Source organism: Mesorhizobium sp. WSM4983 (assembly GCF_029625765.1).
GTDB lineage: Bacteria > Pseudomonadota > Alphaproteobacteria > Rhizobiales > Rhizobiaceae > Mesorhizobium.
Genome location: NZ_JARTVM010000007.1, coordinates 1 through 21410 on the forward strand (window position 1 = coordinate 1; position 21410 = coordinate 21410).

Here is a 21410-nt window from a genome sequence, read left to right on the forward strand (position 1 = left end):
GCCAGCAAGATGCGCAGGGCCAACTGGAGCAAAGACTTCTTCTATGAACTCTTTACTCATATGCGATAGCCCTGCCCACAACGGGGAGGGTAAGCGCCGGCGTCACGGCATCAGCTGATATTCATAAAGCTTCTGATAGAGTCCGCCCTGTTTGAGCAGGGACTTGTGCGGGCCGCTTTCCAGCACCTTGCCGTTTTCCAGCACCACGATCGTGTCGGCCTGATGCACCGTTGACAGCCGATGCGCGATGACGATGGTCGTGCGCCCGACTGTGAGTTGCTGCAGCGCGTCGCGGAACAGCGCTTCCGACTCGGCGTCCAGCGCGCTGGTCGCCTCGTCGAGCAGCAGGATCTCGGCATTGCGCAGCATGGCGCGCGCGATCGAGATGCGCTGGCGCTGGCCGCCGGACAGCAACGAGCCGTTCTCGCCCACCTCCGTTTCGTAGCCCTTGGCCATGGCGCTGATGAAGTGATGCGCGTTGGCGGCCTTGGCCGCGGCGATCACCTCCTCGTCGGTCGCGTCCTGTCGCCCGAGACGTATGTTGTGCATGATGGTGCCGGCGAACAGGAACGTGTCCTGGCTGACATAGGCAATCTTCTGCCTGAGTGAATCGAGCGTGGCGAAGGAGATGTCCTGGCCGTCGAACATGACCTTGCCGCTTTGCGGGTCGTACATGCGCATGATCAGGTTGAGGATCGTTGACTTGCCGCCGCCGGAAGGTCCGACCAGCGCCGTCATCTTGCCGGCCGCCAGGGTCAGGTTGAGCTGTTCGAAAACCGGCGGGCTCTCGGGATAAGCGAAGCTGACATTGTCGAAGCGGATTTCGCCCGGGCCCGGCTGCAGCGGCTTGGCGCCGGGCTTTTCGGCCAGCGTCAGCGGCCGGTCGGCAAGCTGGAACATCATGCGCACGCCGACGATGCCGGTCTCCAGCGAGATGCGCACGCGCGCCAGCCGCTTTGCCGGCTCATAAGCGAGCAGCAGCGCCCCGATAAAGGCCATGATGTTGCCCGGCATCTGGCCGCCCTGCAGCACCAGGAAGCCGCTGATGAAGACTGCGCCGGCAATCGCCAGACCGGCAAGCGTTTCCATCACCGGGCTGGTGGCTGCCTCGAGCGTCGCGATGTTGTTGGCGCGGTTCTGGACGTCCGACACGGCCTTGTACATGCGCTTGCGCATCGCGCCTTCGAGATTGAAGGATTTGACGACGCGCACGCCGATTGCCGTTTCCTGCATCACATGCACGATCTGGCCGAGCGAGCGGAATTCCATCTTGGCGATCTGACGCACGCGCTTGAGAATGCTGTTGACGCCGTAGATCGCCACCGGTCCGACGACGAAGCAGATCAGCGACAGCGCCGGCTGCTCCCAGACCATCACTGCGACCAGCACGATCAACGTCACCAGATCGCGCACATAGGACGTGACGACGAGGTCGAGCACGCTGCGCGCGGCTTGGGCGTTGTTGGTCATGCGGGTGATCAGGTCGGACGACGAGGTCGAATGGTAGAATTCGATGCCTTGCGCCAGGATCCGGTCATAGATCTTTCGCTGCCTATCGGCGATGATGGCATTGCCGACCCGGCTCATGAAATAGGCCTGAACGAAGGTCGCCAGGCCCTTGAGGACGAAGATAGCGGCGACCGCGGCCGCGATCAGGTTGACGCGATCCGCTCTCTTGTAGACCACGAATTCGTTGGTGATCTCCTTCAGGATCCATGCGCTTGCCCCCGTCATGGCGGCCACCACCAGCATCGACACAATGGCCGCGCCATAGCCGAATTTATGCTCCCGGAAAGATTCTCGTACCAGCCTTGCGACAAGGCGCTGGTTCTCCGTCGAGCGGAAGAAGCGAAACAAACGGCCGATCCTGTGTCTGGCTTATCAAATTTCGGATTCGCCACGGGGGCGAGAGGCGGCTTATAGAGCGAGTTGGCGCCGGAGGAAACGCCGGCAGGGAAGAAACGGCTGCGGCGGGCCGCCTGTCCGATCACGATAACGCTGATTTGTACCAAAGGGATGACGACATGGATTTCGACCTCATCGTGCGCGGCGGCACGCTGCCGGACGGCAGGATCGCCGATATCGGCATCGCTGGCGAAACCATCGCCGCGATCGAGCCTCAGTTGCAAGGCGCAGCTCGGAGCGAGGTCGATGCGCGCGGCAATCTCGTCTCGCCGCCCTTCGTCGATCCGCATTTCCATATGGACGCCACGCTCTCCTATGGCATTCCGCGCATCAACGCTTCGGGCACGCTGCTCGAAGGCATTGCGCTCTGGGGCGAGTTGAAGCCGCTCCTGACGCATGAGGCGGTGCGCGACCGCGCGCTCGCCTATTGCGACTGGGCGGTGTCGATGGGCCTGCTTGCCATCCGCACCCATGTCGATGTCTGCGACGACCGGCTGCTTGCCGTGGAAGCTCTGCTGGACGTGAAGAAAACGGTCGCGCCCTATCTCGACCTGCAGCTTGTCGCCTTTCCGCAGGACGGGTTTTATCGCTCGCCGACGGCCCGCGAAAACACAATCCGGGCGCTGGATATGGGCGTCGACATCGTCGGCGGCATCCCGCATTTCGAGCGCAGCATGGCCGATGGCACGCGCTCGGTGACGGAGCTCTGCGAGATCGCGGCGAAGCGCGGCCTGATGGTCGACATGCATTGCGACGAGACAGACGACCCGCTTTCGCGCCACATCGAGCAGCTTGCCTATGAAACGCAGCGCCTCGGCTTGCAGGGCAGGGTGGCGGGCTCGCACCTCACCTCGATGCATTCCATGGACAATTACTACGTCTCGAAGCTGTTGCCGCTGATCGCCGAGGCCGGCGTCTCGGCGATCCCCAATCCGCTGATCAACATCATGCTGCAGGGGCGCCACGATACTTTCCCCAAGCGGCGTGGCCTCACCCGGGTGAAGGAGATGCTGGCGCTCGGCATCCGCGTCGGCTGGGGCCAGGACTGCGTGCTCGACCCGTGGTATTCGCTGGGCACGGCGGACATGCTCGACGTGGCCTTCATGGGCCTGCATGTCGCGCAGATGTCGAGCCCGGCCGACATGGCGCGCTGCTTCGACATGGTCACCAACGTCAACGCCGCCATCATGGGGCTTGATCATCTGGGTCTGACCGTCGGCAAGCGGGCGAGCCTTGTCGTGCTCGACGCCGGCAATCCGATCGAGGCCGTCCGCCTGCGCCCTGAGCGCCTCTGTGTCATCGCCAGGGGCAAGGTGGTGGCCGAACGGACCAGGCAGGAGACGCGGCTGTCGATCGCCGGTCGGCCGGAGAACGTCAACCGCAGGCACAAATCCGCGTAGCGCCAGCCGATTTCCGCCGCTGGTCTTACGGATCGTCCGAATTTCCCTCCTCAAAGCGACAGATTGCGAGTAGGGAGCCGGGCATGGCCCAGTTCCTCGCCCGCAATCTTACGATCAAGAATGTCCTGCTCGCCGGCATTCTCTTGATGCTGGCCGGCGACTTCATGTTCGCGCTCAACGACGCGATGGGCAAATGGCTGGTCGCTTCCTTCTCGGTCGGTCAGGTGGTGTTGGTTCGCTCCATCGGCGCCTTCTTGGTGCTTGGGCCGATGATCGCCAACCAGGGCGCAGGCAAGCTTTTTCAGGTGGAAAGGCCGGTGCTGCAGGTCCTGCGCGTCGCGGCGACCACGCTCGATACCGGGCTGTTCTATGCCGCGGTCGTCTATCTGCCGCTCGCCGACGTGATGAGCTTCTACATGGCCGGACCGATCTATGTCGCCGCGCTCTCGCATCTCCTGCTCGGCGAGAAGGTCGGCTGGCGGCGCTGGCTGGCGATCCTGGTCGGCTTCTGCGGTGTGCTGATCATCCTGAAGCCATCGTCGGCCGCGTTTTCGCTGTCATCGGCCTATGCGCTGATCGGCAGCATTGCCTTCGGCTTCGCCATCATTCTCGGCCGGCGTTTGCGCGGAACGAGTGACACGACGCTGGTCACCTGGCAGACCATCGGCACGTTGATTGTCGGCGGCGTTCTGACCATCGGCGCCTGGCGTACGCCGTCGGCGCTCGATTTCGGCGCCATGCTTTTGCTCGGCATCGTCTCCTGCGCCGCCCATCTGATGATCACCCGCGCGCTGAAGCTGGCGCCGGCGTCAACGCTGGCGCCGCTGCATTACAGCCTGCTCCTGTGGGCCATTGTCTTCGGCCTGGTCTTCTTCGGCGATGTGCCGAGCCCGCGGATACTCGCCGGCTCGGCCATCGTTGTGCTCGCCGGCATCTTCATCTTCCATCGCCAGAAGGTGGTGGAAACCGTCGTACCGCCCGAGAACGTGCCGAAAGGCGTCAACTAGGATCCAGGCCTGCGCTCACCCCTCTCGCACAGCAGCGAGGTGGCGTGAAAACTCGGGCGTCTCCATCAGCGCCTTGCAGCGGGCGAAGCGTCCGTCCGCATAGGCGCGGAAATCGTCGACCGGGTTGTTGTTGGCGAGCTGGATCAGCCCCCACAGCGTCCAGAGCAGGTCGCACATGGCCTTGTAAATGACGACGCGGCCGCGCTCGGCCGGCCTTGCTTCGCCGCCGAAATAGGCGCGCATCAGCTCTTCGTCCTGGCCGGCGTCGAACTTGCCTTCGACCGAGAGGTCGCCGAGATCCCACAACGGATCGTTCATGCCGGAGTACTCCCAGTCGACGATCCACATCCGCTCCCCGGTATCGAGAAAGTTTTCGCAGAGCGGATCGCAGTGGCAGGCAGCAAGCTGGATCGGGTGCGTGACCAATGCTTCGCGCACGCTGCCCGCCTCGCGCACCACGTCGTGGTAGCCGGGCGGCAGGACCACATCCTTGGTCGACAGCACTTTCAGATAGTCGTCGATCATCGCAAACAGCTCGAAGCGGAAGGGGAAGACCGCGCCGGACGAATGCAGCTTTCGGAAGGCTGCGCCCGCGCGCGCCGGACTTCCCTGCCTGGCCTTGAACTTTTCCGGCGACATGGTCTCGGCGTCGGCGACGAAGCGCGTTGCCATCAAGCCGGATGCGGGGTCGGCAAAAAGCACCTCCGGGCTGACGCCGGCCTTGGCCGCCTCGCGCGCCGCCACCGCCTCGTTGGCGCGGTTGATATATTCCTCCGTGCCCTTGCCGGGAATGCGCAGGCAGACCTCGCCGGCCTTGTAGACACGGTTGGTAAGGCCGCCCAGCCGCTCCAGCGGACCCTTATACCTGGCAAGCGCCGGAATGGCGGCCAGCGCCGCGCGCGCCTCTTCCATCGTCACCCCCTTAACCATCACGCCATGTTTATGGCGGAACGGTTCCACAGTTTTTGCCGCTTGGCTACCATGGCCGACACGAATCGGCGGCGGGAGCGGCAATGGCGGACGGCAAGCACAACAGCGCGCTAAGCGCGGCCTATGCCGCAACACGGCCGGACGAAGTGGCCGCAATCTACGATAGCTGGGCCGAAACTTACGACGCCGATATGTCGGCGGCCGGCTATCGCCATCCGACCATCTGCCTGGCTCTGCTTGCCCGCCATCTGCCGCGCGGCGCGGAACCCGTGCTCGACGCCGGCGCCGGCACCGGGCTGCTCGGCGAATGGCTCGCCATCACAGGCTATCCACGTGTCGAGGCGCTCGACATCTCGCAAGGCATGCTGGACAAGGCCGGCGCCAAGGGCGTCTACACGGCGCTGCATCGTCTGGCGCTGGGCGGCGCCTTGCCTTTCGCGGACGGCGCCTATGCAGGCATCGTCTCGGCCGGCGTCTTCACCTCCGGCCATGTCGGCGTCGAGGGGCTGGACGAGCTGATCCGCATCTGCCGTCCAGGCGGCTTCATCGTGCTGACGATCAAGAACACGCTCTGGCAGGCCGGCTTTGCCGATCGCATCGCCGCGCTCGAAGCGGAGGGCGTCATAACCCGGCTTGAAGAGACACCGCCTTACGCCTCGATGCCCGGCGAGGCCGATGCGGTGCCAAGCAGGGGTCTCGTGCTGCGCGTCGGCTGACCGCTTTCCTCGCTTAAGCCTTTATCTTTTCTCCGGCCGGATCGTACATCGGCTCGAGATGGATCTTTGCCGGCGTGCGCTCCATCGCCACCACCAGTTCATAGGCGCCGGAGGCGAGGAAGTCGTCGCTGACGCCATCGGCGTTGCGCACATAGCCATAGCCGATGTTCTTCTCCACCGTATAGCCATAGCCGCCGCTGGTGAGATAGCCGACCGGTTGGCCGTTGCGCAGGATCGTCTCGCGTCCGGCCAGGACGACGTCCGGATCGTCGACCGTGAAGCCGGCAAAACGTTTTGCCAGCGGCTGGCCGGCCGCTTTCTCCAGCGCCCGCCGCCCGATGAAGTCGTTGTTCTTCCTGAGCTTCACCGCCCAGCCGAGGCCCGCTTCCTGCGGCGCGTCGTTCGGCGTGATGTCCGCCCCCCAGGCGCGATAGCCCTTTTCCAGCCGCAGCGATTCCAGCGCCCGGTAGCCGACCGGGCGGATGCCATGCTGTTTCCCGGCTGCCATGAGGGCATCAAAAATCTCGCCCGTCGCGGCGATCGGCACATGCAACTCCCAGCCGAGCTCGCCGACATAGGTCACCCGCAGCGCCCGCACGGTGTGGCCGGCGATGTCGATCTCGCGCGCGTGGCCGAAGGGGAAGGCGGCGTTGGAGACATCCGCACCCGTTACCGCCGACAGCACGTCGCGGGCACGTGGCCCCATCAGCGACAGCGTGCCGAAATCCTCGGTTACGTCTTTGAGCGCCGCGTCGAGTCCCTGGCCGAGATGGTCGCCGATCCACGAAAAATCATGCGTGCGGAAACCGGTGCCGGTGACGATGTAGAACCTGTCCTCGCCGAGCCGTGCCACCGTGAGGTCTGCTTCGATGCCGCCGCGCGTGTTGAGAAGCTGCGTATAGGTCAGCCGGCCGACCGGCTTGTTGATGTCGTTGGCGCAGATCCAGTCGAGCGCCCTCAGCGCATCGGCCCCGGTCATCTCATATTTGGCAAAGGAGGATTGGTCGAAGATGCCGACTTTCTCGCGCACATGCCGATGTTCCTCGCCGACCGCCTCGAACCAGTTCTGCCGGCCCATTGAATAGACGTCTTCCGGCTCTACGCCGTCGGGCGCGAACCAGTTCGGCCGCTCCCAGCCGAGCTTCGAGCCGAACACGGCGCGGTGCTCTCTCAGCCGCTCATAGAGCGGCGAGACGATGCGCGGCCGGCCCGAGAGATATTCCTCATGCGGGAAGCCAATGGTGTAGTGCTTGCCATAGGCCTCGAGCGTGCGGTCGCAGACCCATTGCCGGTCGCGGTGCAGGTTGGAAAAACGCCTGATGTCGACCACCCAGAGGTCGAGCGGCGCCTCGCCGTCGACCACCCATTGCGCCAGCACCCAGCCGGCGCCGCCGCCGGACGCGATGCCGAAGGCGTTGAAGCCGGCGCCGACGAACATGTTGGCGCATTCGGGCGCGACACCAAGGATGAAATTGCCGTCCGGGGTAAAGCTCTCCGGCCCGTTGATCATTTGCTTCACGCCGACATTGGCCAGCGCCGGCACCCGCTCGATCGCCTGCGCCATATGCTGCTCGAAGTGGTCGTAATCATCATCGAACAGGCGGAACTCCCAGTCGTTGGGCACGTCGCCCCCGGGGAGCTCAGTCGTCCAGGCCTGCGGGTTCGGCTCATAGCCGCCCATCACCAGCCCGCCGACCTCTTCCTTGAAATAGGTGCGGCGGTCGGGGTCGCGGATTGTCGGCGCGTCGTTGGCCAGCCCTTCGATCTTCTCGGTGATGATGTACTGGTGCTTGACCGGCTGCAGCGGCACGTTGATGCCGGCCATCGCGCCGACCTGCCTTGCCCATTGCCCAGCGCAGTTCACCACTCTGTCGCAGGCAATGTCGCCCTTTTCGGTCTTCACCGCGGTGATGCGTCCGCCCGCCATCTCGAATCCGGTGACGCGCGCGTCCTCGAACAGTTTTGCGCCATGCATGCGCGCGCCCTTGGCGAGCGATTGCGTGATATCGGAGGGGCTGGCCTGACCGTCGGTCGGCAGCCAGGAGGCGCCGACGAGGTCGCCGGTTTCCATCAGCGGCCACATGCGCTTCACCTCGGCGGGCGACAGCAGCTGCATGTCCATGCCGAAGCTTTTTGCCGTCGTCGCCAATCGCTTGAACTCGGTCCAGCGATCGGCGTTGGTGGCGAGCCTGAGGCACCCGGTCATTTTCCAGCCGGTCGCCAGTCCCGTTTCGGCCTCGAGCCCCTTATAGAGCTCGACGGAATATTTGAGCACGCGGGTTATCGAGGCCGACGAGCGCAGCTGCCCGACCAGTCCGGCCGCGTGCCAGGTCGAGCCCGAGGTCAGCTTGCCTTGCTCCAGCAGCACCACGTCGGCCTTGTGGTCGCGCGCCAAATGATAGGCGGTCGAGCAGCCGATGATGCCGCCGCCGATGACCACGATCCCGGCATGGCTGGGCAAAGTCATGATCTTGTCCCGTATCTCGTCCGGTAGTTTTCCAGTGCAGCGTCGAGCCGCACCAGGTTCTCTTCGGTATAGGCGACGTAATCGATGCCGGGCGCGTCGAGATAAATCTCGGAGACCATGCTCCACATTGCCTCGCGCAGCAGCGAGGCGCATTGCATGGCCGCGTGCGAGCGGCGGATCTCGCTGTCCGGTTCCTTCATGAAATAGGCGGTCAGGAAGGCGAAGGATTCCTCGTCGCTCATGCCCGCATTCGAGGCGGCCCCGGCCAGGTCGAACATGGCCGTGTTGAAGCCGGCATATTCGAAATCGATCAGCCACAGCCGCTTGCCGTCGTCGAGGATGTTGGCCGGCAAAAGATCATTGTGGCCGAAGACGATCGGCAAAAGCTTCTGCGCCCGTTCGAGCTCGTCGGCTAAAGCGAGATAGCGCGGCAGCTCGTCCTTCTTGCGGCTGCCACCTTCCTCGAGCGTGCGCGCATAGTCGCGGATGACATGAAAGACCCAGAACATGAAACCGGCGCCGGAGACGTGGTTCGGCATCTCGCGGTGAAAGCGCCGCAGCAGCGCCGCCACGCGGCCGAGATCGGCGCGCACATCCTCGGCAAGGAAGGTCCTGGCGCCGAGAAACTGGGTCACCAGAATTCCGGGCTCGGCGTAGTGCACGGCCGGCGCGAAGCCGGCCGCATGCGCCGCGCGCGCCGTCATCACCTCGCGCTCGCGAAAGACATGGTGGAACGGGAAGTCCTGGCCGAAGCGCACCACGTGCCGGCCGGCGGCGTCGGTAACGACATAGTTGGCGTTGCTGAGGCCGCCCGGCAGCGGCTCGATCTCGATGCCGCCGCTCCAGCAGGGCAGAGCGCGGATGCGGTCTTCGGTGGTTACGGCGGCGCTCACGGGTTCGGTCCTGCTTCGGCCGGCTTACGACAAAGCGCCGGTCTCTCGCAAAGCCATGAGAGAAAAAAGAAAGGCCTCGTCGGTGCGGGATGCCGGGACTGATATCCCTCACCACACCGACGAGCCCCTTGGCCAGGCTTAGGATCCCGGCATCCGCCCCCGCGGATTCGAAAAAAGCTCGCGTCAGGCACGTTCCAGAAAATCTGGTCAGTCGATTGCGGCTCTGCCATCACCCTCCTGTGGCAGTTCCGAGCCTGTCACGACAACAATCTCACGCCAGCGTGATGTTGCTGTCAATAAAAAGCTGTGACCTTTTTTGGGTGTTTTGCCCGAAAATATGAGCAATTCCTTTAAAAGCGTTAGGAATGCCGTAGAATCGGTCAAAATCCCGGACATCCACATGATCCACTCGAAACGGCACGGCGAGATCCTGCGGCTCCTCGGTGAGGAGGGCACGATCACCATCGCCAGCCTGGCCGAGCGCCTGGGCGTGTCGCTGGAGACGGTCAGGCGCGACGTGAAACCGCTGACGGATGACGGAGCATTGCTCAAGATGCATGGCGCCGTCAGCCTGCGCTCTATGACAGGCGAGGCGCCGTTCGAGCGCCGCATGCGCGAGAATGCCGAAGCAAAGCGTCTGATTGCCCGCATGGTCGCGGCCACCATCCGCGACGGCGAGTCGATCATGCTCGACACCGGCACCACCACGTCCTTCCTGGCGCGCGAACTGCTCGGCCATCGCCGCCTGACGGTGGTCACCAATTCGTCCGACATCGCCCGTACGCTGGCGACGGTGAACGGCAACAAGGTCTATATGGCCGGCGGCGAGCTGCGCAGCGATTCAGGCGCGGCCCTCGGAGTCGCGGCGATCGAATTCGTAAGCCGCTTCTCGGTCAGCCACGCGGTGATCTCCATCGGCGCGGTCGACGCCGTCGCCGGCCTGACCGACTACGAGCTGGAGGAGGCGGAATTCGCCCGCATGGTGTTGTCGCGCGGGCAACGCACGCTGGTCGTCACCGACCATACCAAGTTCGGCCGGCAGGGCCTGGTTCAGGTCTGCGGCTTCGACGGTTTCTCCGAGCTCGCCACCGACCAGCCGCCGCCGCGCGACATCGCCGCCGCGCTCAGCCAGGCCGGCGCGCGTCTCAGCATTGCGACGGCCTAGCGCCGGAGCCGCCAACGGCTTTCCTTCCCGGCCGCGCCGGTGTTTAGTCGGGTCATGGCCTTCACCATCCGCCAGCTCCAGTTCTTCGTCGCCGTCGCCGAGCAAGGCACGGTCTCGGGCGCCGCGCAGAACCTCTCCATCTCGCAATCCTCGGTCACCGAGGCGATCAAGGAGCTGGAAAGCGATCTCGGCGTCGAGCTGTTCGACCGCCACCCGCGCGGCCTCAACATCACCCATAAGGGCCACCAGTTCCTGCGCCACGCGACGAAAATCCTGGCCGACGTTTCCGATGCGCGCCGCGCTTTCCTCGGCGATCAACTCACAGCGGGCGGGCGGCTGCAGCTCGGCGTCACCTCGCTCGTCGCCGGCTACGTGCTCTCCGATCTGCTGGCTCGCTACCGCCGCGCCTATCCGAGCGTCGAAGTCTCGGCGATCGAGGACAATGGCGACTATCTCGAGCATCTGCTGGTCGGCGGCAAGCTCGACATCGCCGTCATGGTCACGTCGAATTTGCGCGATCGCACCGCGCTGCAGTCGGAAATCCTCGAAGTCTCGGCCTATCGGCTCTGGCTGCCGCTCAGCCACAAGCTCGCCAGCGCCGACATTATCTCGATCGGCGACATCGCTTCCGAACCGCTGATCATGCTGACCGTCGACGAGATCGAGGAGAACACCGGCAAGCTGCTGTCGGCGCTCGGTGCGAGACCGCATGTCGCCTTCCGCACCCGCTCCGTCGAGGCCGTGCGCAGCCTCGTCGCCACCGGCGCCGGCGTGGCGCTGCTGCCAGATCTCGTCTATCGTCCCTGGTCGCTGGAAGGCGACCGCATCGAATCCCGCGATATCTCCGGCTCGCTTCCGGTCGTCCAGGTCGGCATGGTTTGGCGCCGCGGTTCCAGCCTGCCGCAGGCCGCCCGCGACTTTATCGGACTTGCCCAGTCGCAGCGCATGGTCCGGCAGCGGCTCTGATCAGAGCGATTCCAGCAAAGTGTGAACGGTTGGGCTCGGCGACTTCGCCGCAACCTTCCGTCCGAAATGGCGTCGGAAAGAGTATCGGAAAATCCGATATCGGCTTTCTGATAAATGGATTTGCGAAACCGGAATTTTCACAGCACTTTTCGCTCAGGGAACAAAGCCGCTCGGGAGCGCGGCTGCCGGGGTGATGGGAACTCTGGCGTTCAGGTTTGCGTGTGATCCTTGTTGAAAACCGGATCGGTTTCGGGGTCATGCGCCAAAATGGGAGATCGATGATGAATGCATTCCTGAAGTCATGCACGGCGTTGACGGTTGCGCTGACCTTCTCGGGTCAGGCGATCGCCCAGGTCAAGGAAGTCGGCAAGGGCGAGGGCGAGCTGAATATCGTCGCCTGGCCGGGCTATATCGAGCGGGGCGAGACCGACAAGAACTACGACTGGGTGACCGCCTTCGAGAAGGAGACCGGCTGCAAGGTCAACGTCAAGACCGCCAATACGTCGGACGAGATGGTCTCGCTGATGAACGAGGGCGGCTTCGACCTGGTGACGGCTTCTGGTGATGCTTCCCTGCGTCTCGTCGCCGGCAAGCGCGTGCAGCCGATCAACACCGACCTCATCAAGAGCTGGAAGACGGTCGACGACCGTCTCAAGGACGCGCCCTGGTTCACCGTCGACAAGGTGCATTACGGCGTGCCCTACCAGTGGGGCCCGAACATCCTGATGTACAACACCACCGTCTTCAAGGAAGCGCCCAAGAGCTGGAACGTCGTTTTCGAGGAGATGAAGCTGCCCGACGGCAAGTCGAACAAGGGGCGTGTCCAGGCCTATGACGGCCCGATCCACATTGCCGATGCCGCCAACTACCTGATGTTCCACAAGCCGGAATTGGGCATCAAGGACCCTTACGAGCTCAGCGAAGACCAGTACAAGGCGGCGCTCGATCTGCTGCGCACCCAGCGCACCCTGGTCGGCCGCTACTGGCATGACGCCGCAATCCAGGTCGACGATTTCCAGAACGAAGGCGTCGTCGCCTCCGGCTCGTGGCCGTATCAGGTGAACACGCTGGTCGCCGCCAAGAAGCCGGTCGCCTCGACCGTGCCGGAGGAGGGCGTCACCGGCTGGGCCGACACCACCATGATGGAAGCCGACGCCGCCCATCCGAACTGCGCCTATATGTGGCTCGAGCACTCGCTCTCGCCCAAGGTCCAGGGCGATGTGTCGTCCTGGTTCGGCTCTCTGCCGGTCGTGCCCGCCGCCTGCAAGGGCAATGAACTGCTGGGCGACGAGGGCTGCAAGACCAACGGTTACGACAATTTCGAGAAGATCAAGTTCTGGAAGACGCCGATATCGAAATGCGCCAGCCAGAATGACAAATGCGTGCCCTATTACCGCTGGGTGTCGGACTATATCGGCGTCATCGGCGGGCGGTGAGTTCGCCTAGCCTTTAGAAGTTGGCGCTGCCCCTCACCCTTACCCTCTCCCCGTGAAGAACGGGGAGAGGGGGGCGCCAGCGCTGGAGTTTGTCCCTTCTCCCCGTCTTTCACGCGGAGAAGGTGCCGGCAGGCGGACGAGGGGCAGCACAGACGCCCGAATTTGAGAGCCTGAACCTTCAGGACAGATCATGACCTCCGCCGTTTCCTTTAAACAAGTCTCGCGCCATTTCGGCAGCGTGCGCGCCGTCGATGCGGTCGATCTCGACATCGCGCCGGGCGAGTTCTTCGCCATGCTCGGGCCGTCCGGTTCCGGCAAGACGACCTGCCTCAGACTGATCGCCGGCTTCGAGCAGCCGACGGCCGGCTCGATCTCCATCTTCGGCGAGCGGGCCGAAGGCGTTCCGCCCTATCGCCGCAACGTCAACACCGTTTTCCAGGACTACGCGCTGTTCCCGCATCTGAACGTGCTCGACAACGTCGCTTACGGGCTGATGGTCAAGGGCGTCGGCAGGGTCGAACGGCTGAAGGCGGCGGAAGAGGCGCTCTCGCTGGTGCGCCTGCCGGGCTATGGGGCCCGGCGCCCCGGCCAACTCTCCGGCGGCCAACGCCAGCGCGTCGCGCTTGCCCGGGCGCTCGTCAACCAGCCCAAAGTGCTGCTGCTCGACGAGCCGCTCGGCGCGCTCGACCTCAAGCTGCGCGAGAACATGCAGGAAGAGCTGAAGTCGCTGCAGAAGGTGCTCGGCATCACCTTCGTCTTCGTCACTCACGACCAGGGCGAAGCCCTTTCCATGGCCGACCGTGTTGCCGTCTTCAACGACGGCAGAATCATGCAAGTCGGCACGCCGGAGGACATTTACCAGCGGCCGAGGACGCGTTTCGTCGCCGATTTCGTCGGCTCGTCCAACGTGCTGCCGCCGGATTTCGTGCAGCGCTATTCCGGCCAGCATCGCTGGGGCAGCCTCAGGCCTGAATCCATCCGCGTATCGGGCGCCACGAGCGGCGATGGCGTTGCCGCGCGTCTGGTCGGGACCAACTATCTCGGCGCCACCACAAGGCTGGCGCTGGATGCCGATGGGCTGAGGCTGCATGCCATGGTGCCGGCGGGGACCGCGCTCCCTGCCGAAGGCGAGGCGGTGATGCTCACCTTCAATCGCGAGCACCTGCATCTGATGGACGAGCCGGCATGATTGAGGTTTGTGCAAAGCACCCTCCTCTGTCCTGCCGGACATCTCCCGCGCAAGGGGGGAGATTGGCTGTCGCCACTCGCTTCGCCAATCTTCGGCGTTGCAGAACTGGCGGGGCAGACGAGCTGCTGATCTCCCGCCTTGCGGGGGAGATGGCCGGCAGGCCAGAGGGGGGTGTGAAGGATCTCGGCCTTGCCGCCGTTGATCTGATCGTCGGTGCGGCGCGATGACAATCGCCGCTGTTCAATCCAAGCCCGTGCCCGCCATCCTGCCCGGCAACGGCGGCATGCGCGGGGCGCTCTCCGACCTCTTTTGGCGCCGGCCGATACTTCTCTTGCTGCTCATGCTGCTGCCGCCGCTTCTGTGGCTGGGCATCGTCTATATAGGCTCGCTTTTCGCGCTGCTTTTGCAGAGCTTTTTCTCGATCGACGAGTTCTCCGGCCTGATCAACCGCGAGTTCACGCTGAAGACCTATGGCGACCTGTTCCAGGCCGCCAATCTCGACATCATCCTGCGCACGGTGACGATGGCGGCGCTCGTGACGCTCGCCTCCGCGGTCATCGCGTTCCCCATCGCCTATTACGCGGCGCGCTATGCGCGCGGCCGCTGGAAGGCGCTGTTCTATCTCGGCGTCATGCTGCCGCTCTGGTCGAGCTATCTGGTCAAGATCTACGCCTGGAAACTGATCCTCGCCAAGGAAGGCATTCTCACTTGGCTGTTAGGCAAGCTCGGCCTGCTATGGCTGCTCGAGGCCTGGCTGTCGTTGCCGATCGTTGGCGGCAACTCGCTGTCGGTCTCCTTCACCGGCACCTTCATCGTCTTCGTCTATGTCTGGCTGCCGTTCATGATCCTGCCTGTGCAGGCGGCGCTGGAACGCGTCCCCGGCAACCTCGTCGAGGCCTCGTCCGATCTCGGCGCCTCGCCCGGCCAGACCTTTCGTAACGTGCTCTTCCCGCTGGCGCTGCCGGGCATCGTCGCCGGCTCGATCTTCACCTTCTCGCTGACATTGGGCGACTACATCATCCCGCAGATCATCGGCACCTCGCGCCTGTTCATCGGCCAGGCCGTCTATTCGCAGCAAGGCACCGCCGGCAACATTCCTTTAGCCGCCGCCTTCACCGTGGTGCCCATCGTCTTCATGGGCTTCTATCTGTGGGGCGCCAAGCGCATGGGAGCTTTCGATGCGCTCTGATCGCGGCCAATCCGCTCCGCTCGGGCTGAAGATCGCCGCCGCCTGCGGCCTGCTCTTCCTGCATCTGCCGATCCTTTTGATCTTCGTCTATGCCTTCACCACCGAAGAGAAGAGTTTTGTGTGGCCGCCACCGGGTTTGACCACGCAATGGTTCGCCGTCACCTGGAACAGGCCGGATGTCTGGGAGGCGCTGTCGCTGTCGATCCGCGTCGCTGCCATTTCGACCGCGATCGCGCTGGTTCTTGGCACGCTCTGCGCCGCTGCGGTTTCGCGCACGCGCTTCTTCGGCCGCGAGGCGATTTCATTGCTCGTCATCCTGCCGATCGCGCTGCCCGGCATCATCACCGGCATCGCGCTGCGCTCGGCTTTTGCGCTCGCCGACATCCCGTTCTCGTTCTGGACGATCGTGCTCGGCCACGCCACTTTCTGCGTGGTCGTCGTCTACAACAATGCCGTCGCCCGTTTTCGCCGCACCTCAGGCTCGATGATCGAGGCCTCGATGGATCTCGGCGCCGACGGTTTTCAGACGTTTAGGCATGTCGTGCTGCCCAACATTGCAACCGCGCTGCTTGCCGGCGGCATGTTGGCCTTTGCGCTGTCCTTCGACGAGGTCATCGTCACCACCTTCACCGCCGGCCAGCAGCAGACTGTGCCGATCTGGATGCTGGAGGAGCTGATCAGACCGCGGCAGCGTCCGGTCACCAATGTCGTCGCCATGGTCGTCGTGCTGGTGACGCTGCTGCCGATCCTCTTTGCCTATTACCTGACCCGCGACGGCGACCAGATCGCCGGCTCGGGCAAATGAAAACAGCGAATAGGGATTAGCCAATAGCGAATAGGGAAAATCGATCGCGAACCCTGCCCGCCATTCGCAACTCGCTGCACGCAACTCGCTACTCGCTACTGCGAAGGGAGAAACCCCCATGGACACCCAGATGCTGATCGGCTCGAAATTCGACAAGGGCACCGAAATCGAGGAGCCGATCCTCAATCCGAAGACCGGCGCGACCATCCTCAACCTGCCGGAAGCAAGTCCGGCGCAGATCGAGGCGGCTGTCAGTGCCGCCGAAAAAGCGTTCGTCAATTGGTCGCGCACCACGCCGGCGCAGCGCTCGACCTATCTGCTGAAGATCGCCGATCGCATCGAGGCAGAAGCGAATGAGTTCGCCGCGCTCGAGGCGCTGAATTGCGGCAAGCCGATCAACGCCGTGCTCAATGACGAGATCCCGGCGATCGTCGATTGCTACCGCTTCTTCGCCGGCGCGGTGCGCTCGATGCCAGGCCAGGTCGCGGGCGAGTATCTGCCCGGCCACACCTCGATGGTGCGGCGCGATCCGATCGGCATTGTCGCCTCCATCGCGCCCTGGAACTATCCGCTGATGATGATGGCCTGGAAGCTGGCGCCGGCGATCGGCGGCGGCAACACCGTCGTCTTCAAGCCATCGGAGCAGACGCCGCTGACGGCGCTGAAGCTGGCGAGGATCCTGTCGGAAATCCTGCCCGAGGGCGTCGTCAATGTCGTCCTCGGCCGCGGCGACAGCGTCGGCAACACGCTGATCAATCATCCCAAGGTCAACATGATCTCGATCACCGGCGACGTCGCCACCGGCAAGAAAGTGCTGCAGGCGGCCGCCAAGTCGGTCAAGCGAACCCATCTCGAGCTCGGCGGCAAGGCGCCGGTCGTCGTCTTCGACGACGCCGATCTCGGCGCGGTGGTCAACGGTCTGCGCGCCTTCGGCTACTACAATGCCGGCCAGGACTGCACCGCCGCCTGCCGCATCTATGCCGGCAAGAAGATCTACGACAAGCTCGTCGCCGATCTCTCCTCGGCGGCGTCGACCATCAAATACAATCTGCCCGACGACACCGAGAACGAGATCGGGCCGCTGATCTCGCGCCGCCAGCGCGACCGCGTGTCGAGCTTCGTCGAGCGCGCTTCGGAATTGAAGCACATCGAGATCACCACCGGCGGCAAGCCGGGCGAGGGCTCCGGCTTCTACTACCAGCCGACGGTCGTCGCCGGAGCGTTGCAGGAAGACGAGATCGTGCGCCGCGAGGTGTTCGGCCCGGTCGTCTCGGTCACCCGCTTCTCGGAGGTCGACGAGGCGGTGAAGTGGGCGAATGACAGCGACTACGGCCTGGCATCGTCGGTGTGGACCAGGGACGTCTCGCGCGCCATGACGACCGCGGCCCGGCTGCAATATGGCTGCACCTGGATCAACACCCACTTCATGCTCACCAACGAGATGCCGCATGGCGGCCTGAAGCAGTCCGGTTACGGCAAGGACATGTCGCTCTACGCGCTGGAGGACTACACCGCCGTCCGCCATGTGATGGTGGCGCACGGGTAAGCCCTCTACCTCTCCCACAACGGGCGAGGTCGGCCACGCAGGCCGCTACTCGACGATGCGGTAGATGTTCCACAGGCTGGTGCCCGACACCACATAGGGCTCCAGCTCCTTGCCCCATTTGGCGTGCGCGTCGATCTTGGCGATCTTGGCGAAGAACTCCTCCAACTGGGCCAGGCTCTCGACCTGGTGGTGGGTCTCGATCGTCGCTTCGCGTGCGCCGACTGAACCGGTCATGAGCTGGAATTTCAGGTCGGCGAGCCCAACCTGCGAGCCGATCTCGCGCTCCCATTTCCGCATCAGCTCGAGCGCGGTCTGCTTGTGACCGAACTTGGCATCGATCTGCCATCTGGCGCTGAACATCTTGGTTCTCCTCCCTGTCTTGCAGATGAATCCGTTCTTGAGCTACTCGTCCCAGGCCTGCACGACCGTCTGCCGCGCGATGCGGCCGTTCTTCAATTCGAGCATCGCGGCGCAGAACACCTTGGTGCCGTCCGGATAGGCGCAGGCCTGGGTGAAGGCGAGATTGTCGCCCTCGGCGATCGTGGCGTCGACCTTGTGGGTCATCGCCCGGCTGCAGATGTCGTCCCAGAAGGTGCTGATCGCCGCGCGGCCGCGGATTTCGCGCGGCTTGCTCGGCGGGTTGTTGCGGTCGATCACCCGCATCAGCGCATCGTCATTGTAGAAGCTTGCCAGCATCTTGCCGTCACGGGCCTCGATCGCTTTCTTGATCGCCGCGCCGTCCACTGTCTTGGTCAGCATTTTATCCTCCATGTGCCCATCGTCTTGGGCGGTAGATGTGCGAAGCGCTCCCCGACAATTACTGCCGGGCCGGGAATTTCTCATTGCGAATTGGCCGTGGCGGCCGCGAACAGGTCGTCGGCCTGCTTCTTGAAGGTGACGAGTCCACCCGGCGCTTGGCCTGCATGGGACGAATTCATAGTCCTAGAGACACCCCTTTCGCTTCGCCCGAAAGCGCCATGGCACTCATGGCCCGTCCGGGCCAGTGTGCCTTGCCGAGAAGGCGGCCGCAGCAGCGCGCGACGGCAGGTCCAGCTTGAGCAATATGTTGGCGACGTGCCGCTTGACCGTATGCTCGCTGAGCCTCAGCTCGGCGGCGATCGCCGCATTGCTCATGCCGTCGGCAATCAGGTTCACCACCTCGCTTTCCCGGGCCGTCAGTGTTGCTGGCTGCAGGGCCCTGGGCTTGGGGCGGCAGGCCGGTTCCAGATGTTGTTCAGACGTGGCCTGGACCACCGGCAGCGGCTCGCTCAGCTCGTCGAGACTGACACGTCCGGCGTCGATGAAACGCAGGCCGGAGCCTATCGCCAGTTCGGCGACCAACCGCGAAGCGAGGATGTCGCCGGGTCCGGCATGGGTGGCGAGCTGAATGGTCACCCGCGCCGTGAGGCCGACCGGCTGGCCGCGCATTTCGATCTCGCCGACATGCACGCCTTGCCCACTTGCCACGCCAATCTGCTGCGCCGCATCGCGCAGCGCCGCTGCGCAGCGTATGGCGCGCGCCGGCCCGTCGAAACGAGAGATCATCAATTCGCCATGCGTGCCGGCAATCCGCCCACCATGGCGGCCCACCAGCAGCCGCCATGCTTCCTGGAAGCGCTGGCTGCGCTCGCTCCACATGCGGTCGCCCAGCTTGGCGGTGTCGAAGATGCGCGTCGCCAGCAGCGCGGCAAGCACCCGCTCGGTGTCGGCCACCGCCGGCTGGCCGGTCAGGCACTCCTCGATCAGGTCGGCCACCCGGTCGACGTCCCCGGTCCAGATCGGATGGTCGCGGCCGGATATCTCAACAAGCCGGGCGCCGCGAATCTTCTTGGCAAGGAAGCGGCTGGCCTCCGGATCGACGCGCGCGTCATTGCGGCGATGGATCAGCAGCGTCGGCGCGCTGATCGCGGACAGAATGCCGCGCACGTCGATGTCTGCATTCATGCGGGCAAGGGCTGCCGCGGCCGTCGGGCCGGCCGACTGCCGTTCGAACCGTGCCCACCACCGGGCAAAATGCGTGTCATCCACGCGGCCTGGCGCGAAATTGGGCAAGGTCGCGCCGGTGCCCCAGCAAGTCTCGGCAACCTCGATGAAGGCTTCCAGGCGCTCCGGCGGCATTACCCATTTGTGGAAATGCGCATAACCGCCATAGAGCACGAGTGCTCGCGTCCGCTCCGGATAGGTCGCGGCAAACAGCATCGCCATCGGTGCGCCTTCCGAAGCGCCGAGAATCGCCGCGCGGCCGCTGCCGGTGGCGTCCATCACCGCGCGCACGTCATCCATGCGGGTTTCCAGGCCGGGCAGATGACGGTTGTCCACTCGGTCCGAAAGCCCGGTGCCGCGTTTGTCGAACAGAATCAGCCGTGAGAAAGCCGAAAGCCGCTTCAGCAGGCGGCTGTAACCCTCGTCTTCCCATTGGAGGTCGAGATTGGAGATGAAGCCGGGGACGAAGACGAGATCGAACGAGCCTTGGCCGACCACCTGATAGGCGATCCGCACATCCCCGCTACGGGCATATCTGGTCTCGATCGGCCTCACGCAACTACCCCGCCCGGCCAGACGATCTCCTGTCGTCAACCATAGCAGAGGCAGCCGGCTTGCGGCAGCGAAACTTTAGAGAGCGGAAATATAAGACCTTGCGCCGATGCGGCCCGGAGGCCCTACTTGTGCGGAATGGCGCCCTCAGCCTCCGCAGGCTTGCTGTAACCGAGGCTCTTGTCGGCTTGCTCCGCCGTCAGCGGACGCTTGATCTTGGCGGAGGCGGCGATCACCAACTCGTCGAAATCTTCCGGGTCGCCGTCCAGCAGCTCGAAGAACTGCCGCCGCATCCTGGGCTCCCAGAATTTGTTGATGTGCTCGGCAACGCCGGCAATGCCTTCCTCGTGCGGCTTCGAATGGAAGAAAGTGGCGATCTGATTGGCCATGCGCACCAGCTTTTCCTTGGTGCTGGCGATGTGGTCTTCGTCATGCGACATGCTTGGCAACTCCGCAAGCCACCCGGTCGGGGTGGGTGAAAATATCGAATTCGTCGCCGCGCACCAGCGCCACCAGCGTCATCCCGGCGGACTCGGCGGTGCGGATGGCAAGCGCGGTCGGCGCCGAAACCGCCATGATGATCGGGGCACCGATGGCGGCGGTTTTCTGCACCATCTCCACCGACACGCGCGAGGTGACCACGACGGCGCCGCTCGCGCCGTCGATGCCGGCTTTGGCCAGCGCGCCGGCGAGCTTGTCCAGCGCATTGTGGCGGCCGACATCCTCGCGCGCCATCACGATACCTTTGCCGGGAACGTAGAAGCCGGCAGCATGCACCGCCCCGGTCTCGGTGTGCAGCGGCTGCTGCTTCGACAGCAGCTTGACCGAACGCGTGACGTCTTCGGCGTCGAGCGTAAGCTTCGACGAACCGACCGCGTTGACCGACCGCATCGCTTCCTCGATTGATTCGATGCCGCACAGGCCGCAGCCGACCGGCCCGGCAAGCCGGCGCCGTCGCGCCTGGAAGCGCGTGTTGGCCCGGTCCTTCAGCTTGATCTGGATGTCGATGCCGGCGCCGAGATCCTCGACTTCGATCGCCTCGATCTCTGCCGGGTCGGCAACGATGCCTTCGGTCAGCGAGAAGCCGAGCGCGAAATCCTCGAAATCGGCCGGGCTCGCCATCATCACCGCATGGCTGGTGCCGGCATAAGAGAACGCGACTGGCGTCTCCTCCGGCACCATGCGGTTCGCAGCCGCCGTGCCACCGGCACGACGCGCCAGCCGCGAGATTTGCGTCGTGGCTTTGCGGCGCGCGGCCAAG

The 21410-nt window shown here is 64.3% G+C and carries 20 protein-coding genes; 10 read left to right on the forward strand and 10 right to left on the reverse strand.

The genetic code is table 11. From position 1 onward, the window contains the following. Positions 1-102: 102 nt before the first annotated feature. On the reverse strand, positions 103-1857 hold the full coding sequence (locus tag P9254_RS19205; RefSeq protein ID WP_095828078.1) for an ABC transporter ATP-binding protein: 1755 nt from the start codon (positions 1855-1857) through the stop codon (positions 103-105). 167 nt (positions 1858-2024) lie between these two features. On the opposite strand from P9254_RS19205, the gene P9254_RS19210 reads away from it, so the two are divergent. Both P9254_RS19210 and P9254_RS19215 read left to right on the forward strand, forming a co-directional pair. Then, on the forward strand, positions 2025-3305 hold the full coding sequence (locus tag P9254_RS19210) for an amidohydrolase family protein (protein ID WP_127323940.1): 1281 nt from the start codon (positions 2025-2027) through the stop codon (positions 3303-3305). An 83-nt stretch (positions 3306-3388) separates the two neighbouring features. Beyond that, positions 3389-4312, forward strand: a complete 924-nt coding sequence (locus P9254_RS19215; RefSeq protein ID WP_067003583.1) for a DMT family transporter — start codon at positions 3389-3391, stop codon at positions 4310-4312. Positions 4313-4327: 15 nt separating this feature from the next. Here the strand turns inward: P9254_RS19215 and P9254_RS19220 are convergent, their stop codons facing one another. After that, a complete protein-coding gene (locus P9254_RS19220) occupies positions 4328-5230 on the reverse strand; it encodes a phosphotransferase family protein (RefSeq protein WP_278057299.1) in 903 nt (300 codons plus the stop codon). Positions 5231-5325: 95 nt separating this feature from the next. On the opposite strand from P9254_RS19220, the gene P9254_RS19225 reads away from it, so the two are divergent. Further along, positions 5326-5958 (forward strand): class I SAM-dependent DNA methyltransferase, encoded by a 633-nt coding sequence (locus P9254_RS19225; protein WP_278057231.1) that lies wholly within the window; start codon positions 5326-5328, stop codon positions 5956-5958. Between the two features lie 13 nt (positions 5959-5971). Here P9254_RS19225 and P9254_RS19230 read toward each other — a convergent pair whose 3' ends face one another. The 3 genes from P9254_RS19230 to P9254_RS19240 all read right to left on the reverse strand — a co-directional run bounded on the left by P9254_RS19230 (position 5972) and on the right by P9254_RS19240 (position 9714). Further along, positions 5972-8425, reverse strand: coding sequence for a GcvT family protein (locus P9254_RS19230; RefSeq protein WP_278057232.1), 2454 nt, complete (start codon positions 8423-8425; stop codon positions 5972-5974). Next, positions 8422-9318, reverse strand: a complete 897-nt coding sequence (locus tag P9254_RS19235; protein ID WP_095824288.1) for a phosphotransferase family protein — start codon at positions 9316-9318, stop codon at positions 8422-8424. The genes P9254_RS19230 and P9254_RS19235 overlap by 4 nt, the downstream gene beginning before the upstream one ends. A gap of 207 nt (positions 9319-9525) precedes the next feature. Next, a complete protein-coding gene (locus P9254_RS19240; RefSeq protein WP_127214944.1) occupies positions 9526-9714 on the reverse strand; it encodes a hypothetical protein in 189 nt (62 codons plus the stop codon). A 4-nt stretch (positions 9715-9718) separates the two neighbouring features. Here P9254_RS19240 and P9254_RS19245 point away from each other — a divergent pair, with 4 nt between their 5' ends. The 7 genes from P9254_RS19245 to P9254_RS19275 all read left to right on the forward strand — a co-directional run bounded on the left by P9254_RS19245 (position 9719) and on the right by P9254_RS19275 (position 17614). After that, complete coding sequence (locus P9254_RS19245) at positions 9719-10483, forward strand: DeoR/GlpR family DNA-binding transcription regulator (RefSeq protein WP_095799264.1); 765 nt, start codon at positions 9719-9721, stop codon at positions 10481-10483. Between the two features lie 54 nt (positions 10484-10537). Beyond that, complete coding sequence (locus P9254_RS19250) at positions 10538-11449, forward strand: LysR substrate-binding domain-containing protein (protein WP_067003593.1); 912 nt, start codon at positions 10538-10540, stop codon at positions 11447-11449. Between the two features lie 281 nt (positions 11450-11730). Continuing rightward, positions 11731-12885, forward strand: coding sequence for an ABC transporter substrate-binding protein (locus tag P9254_RS19255; protein ID WP_095777615.1), 1155 nt, complete (start codon positions 11731-11733; stop codon positions 12883-12885). A 190-nt stretch (positions 12886-13075) separates the two neighbouring features. Then, positions 13076-14074 carry an ABC transporter ATP-binding protein gene (locus P9254_RS19260; RefSeq protein WP_095824287.1) on the forward strand — a complete coding sequence of 333 codons (999 nt, stop codon included), beginning with the start codon at positions 13076-13078 and terminating at the stop codon, positions 14072-14074. A 223-nt stretch (positions 14075-14297) separates the two neighbouring features. Then, positions 14298-15263, forward strand: a complete 966-nt coding sequence (locus tag P9254_RS19265; protein WP_095824285.1) for an ABC transporter permease — start codon at positions 14298-14300, stop codon at positions 15261-15263. Then, positions 15253-16068, forward strand: a complete 816-nt coding sequence (locus tag P9254_RS19270; RefSeq protein ID WP_067003601.1) for an ABC transporter permease — start codon at positions 15253-15255, stop codon at positions 16066-16068. Before P9254_RS19265 ends, P9254_RS19270 begins: the two co-directional genes overlap by 11 nt. A gap of 118 nt (positions 16069-16186) precedes the next feature. Then, positions 16187-17614: a gamma-aminobutyraldehyde dehydrogenase gene (locus tag P9254_RS19275; RefSeq protein ID WP_095824284.1), complete on the forward strand. Its 1428-nt coding sequence runs from the start codon at positions 16187-16189 to the stop codon at positions 17612-17614. 45 nt (positions 17615-17659) lie between these two features. Here the strand turns inward: P9254_RS19275 and P9254_RS19280 are convergent, their stop codons facing one another. The 5 genes from P9254_RS19280 to fdhD all read right to left on the reverse strand — a co-directional run bounded on the left by P9254_RS19280 (position 17660) and on the right by fdhD (position 21409). Then, complete coding sequence (locus P9254_RS19280; RefSeq protein ID WP_095777575.1) at positions 17660-17974, reverse strand: hypothetical protein; 315 nt, start codon at positions 17972-17974, stop codon at positions 17660-17662. A gap of 42 nt (positions 17975-18016) precedes the next feature. Continuing rightward, a complete protein-coding gene (locus tag P9254_RS19285; protein WP_095824411.1) occupies positions 18017-18373 on the reverse strand; it encodes a nuclear transport factor 2 family protein in 357 nt (118 codons plus the stop codon). A 225-nt stretch (positions 18374-18598) separates the two neighbouring features. After that, positions 18599-20152: an alpha/beta fold hydrolase gene (locus P9254_RS19290; RefSeq protein WP_278057233.1), complete on the reverse strand. Its 1554-nt coding sequence runs from the start codon at positions 20150-20152 to the stop codon at positions 18599-18601. 122 nt (positions 20153-20274) lie between these two features. Beyond that, entirely contained in the window at positions 20275-20589 is a 315-nt protein-coding gene (locus tag P9254_RS19295; protein ID WP_095777573.1) for a formate dehydrogenase subunit delta, read from the reverse strand. After that, positions 20579-21409, reverse strand: a complete 831-nt coding sequence (gene fdhD / locus P9254_RS19300) for a formate dehydrogenase accessory sulfurtransferase FdhD (RefSeq protein WP_278057234.1) — start codon at positions 21407-21409, stop codon at positions 20579-20581. Before fdhD ends, P9254_RS19295 begins: the two co-directional genes overlap by 11 nt. Position 21410: the final 1 nt, after the last annotated feature.

Bases quoted from the DNA above. Each gene is read 5' to 3' on its own strand.
- P9254_RS19240 (WP_127214944.1), bottom strand. From the start codon at position 9,714: ATGTCCGGGATTTTGACCGATTCTACGGCATTCCTAACGCTTTTAAAG.
- P9254_RS19285 (WP_095824411.1), bottom strand. From the start codon at position 18,373: ATGCTGACCAAGACAGTGGACGGCGCGGCGATCAAGAAAGCGATCGAG.
- P9254_RS19260 (WP_095824287.1), top strand. From the start codon at position 13,076: ATGACCTCCGCCGTTTCCTTTAAACAAGTCTCGCGCCATTTCGGCAGC.
- P9254_RS19265 (WP_095824285.1), top strand. From the start codon at position 14,298: ATGACAATCGCCGCTGTTCAATCCAAGCCCGTGCCCGCCATCCTGCCC.
- P9254_RS19250 (WP_067003593.1), top strand. From the start codon at position 10,538: ATGGCCTTCACCATCCGCCAGCTCCAGTTCTTCGTCGCCGTCGCCGAG.
- P9254_RS19255 (WP_095777615.1), top strand. From the start codon at position 11,731: ATGAATGCATTCCTGAAGTCATGCACGGCGTTGACGGTTGCGCTGACC.
- P9254_RS19225 (WP_278057231.1), top strand. From the start codon at position 5,326: ATGGCGGACGGCAAGCACAACAGCGCGCTAAGCGCGGCCTATGCCGCA.
- P9254_RS19210 (WP_127323940.1), top strand. From the start codon at position 2,025: ATGGATTTCGACCTCATCGTGCGCGGCGGCACGCTGCCGGACGGCAGG.
- P9254_RS19280 (WP_095777575.1), bottom strand. From the start codon at position 17,974: ATGTTCAGCGCCAGATGGCAGATCGATGCCAAGTTCGGTCACAAGCAG.
- P9254_RS19230 (WP_278057232.1), bottom strand. From the start codon at position 8,425: ATGACTTTGCCCAGCCATGCCGGGATCGTGGTCATCGGCGGCGGCATC.
- P9254_RS19275 (WP_095824284.1), top strand. From the start codon at position 16,187: ATGGACACCCAGATGCTGATCGGCTCGAAATTCGACAAGGGCACCGAA.
- P9254_RS19270 (WP_067003601.1), top strand. From the start codon at position 15,253: ATGCGCTCTGATCGCGGCCAATCCGCTCCGCTCGGGCTGAAGATCGCC.
- P9254_RS19245 (WP_095799264.1), top strand. From the start codon at position 9,719: ATGATCCACTCGAAACGGCACGGCGAGATCCTGCGGCTCCTCGGTGAG.
- P9254_RS19215 (WP_067003583.1), top strand. From the start codon at position 3,389: ATGGCCCAGTTCCTCGCCCGCAATCTTACGATCAAGAATGTCCTGCTC.
- P9254_RS19295 (WP_095777573.1), bottom strand. From the start codon at position 20,589: ATGTCGCATGACGAAGACCACATCGCCAGCACCAAGGAAAAGCTGGTG.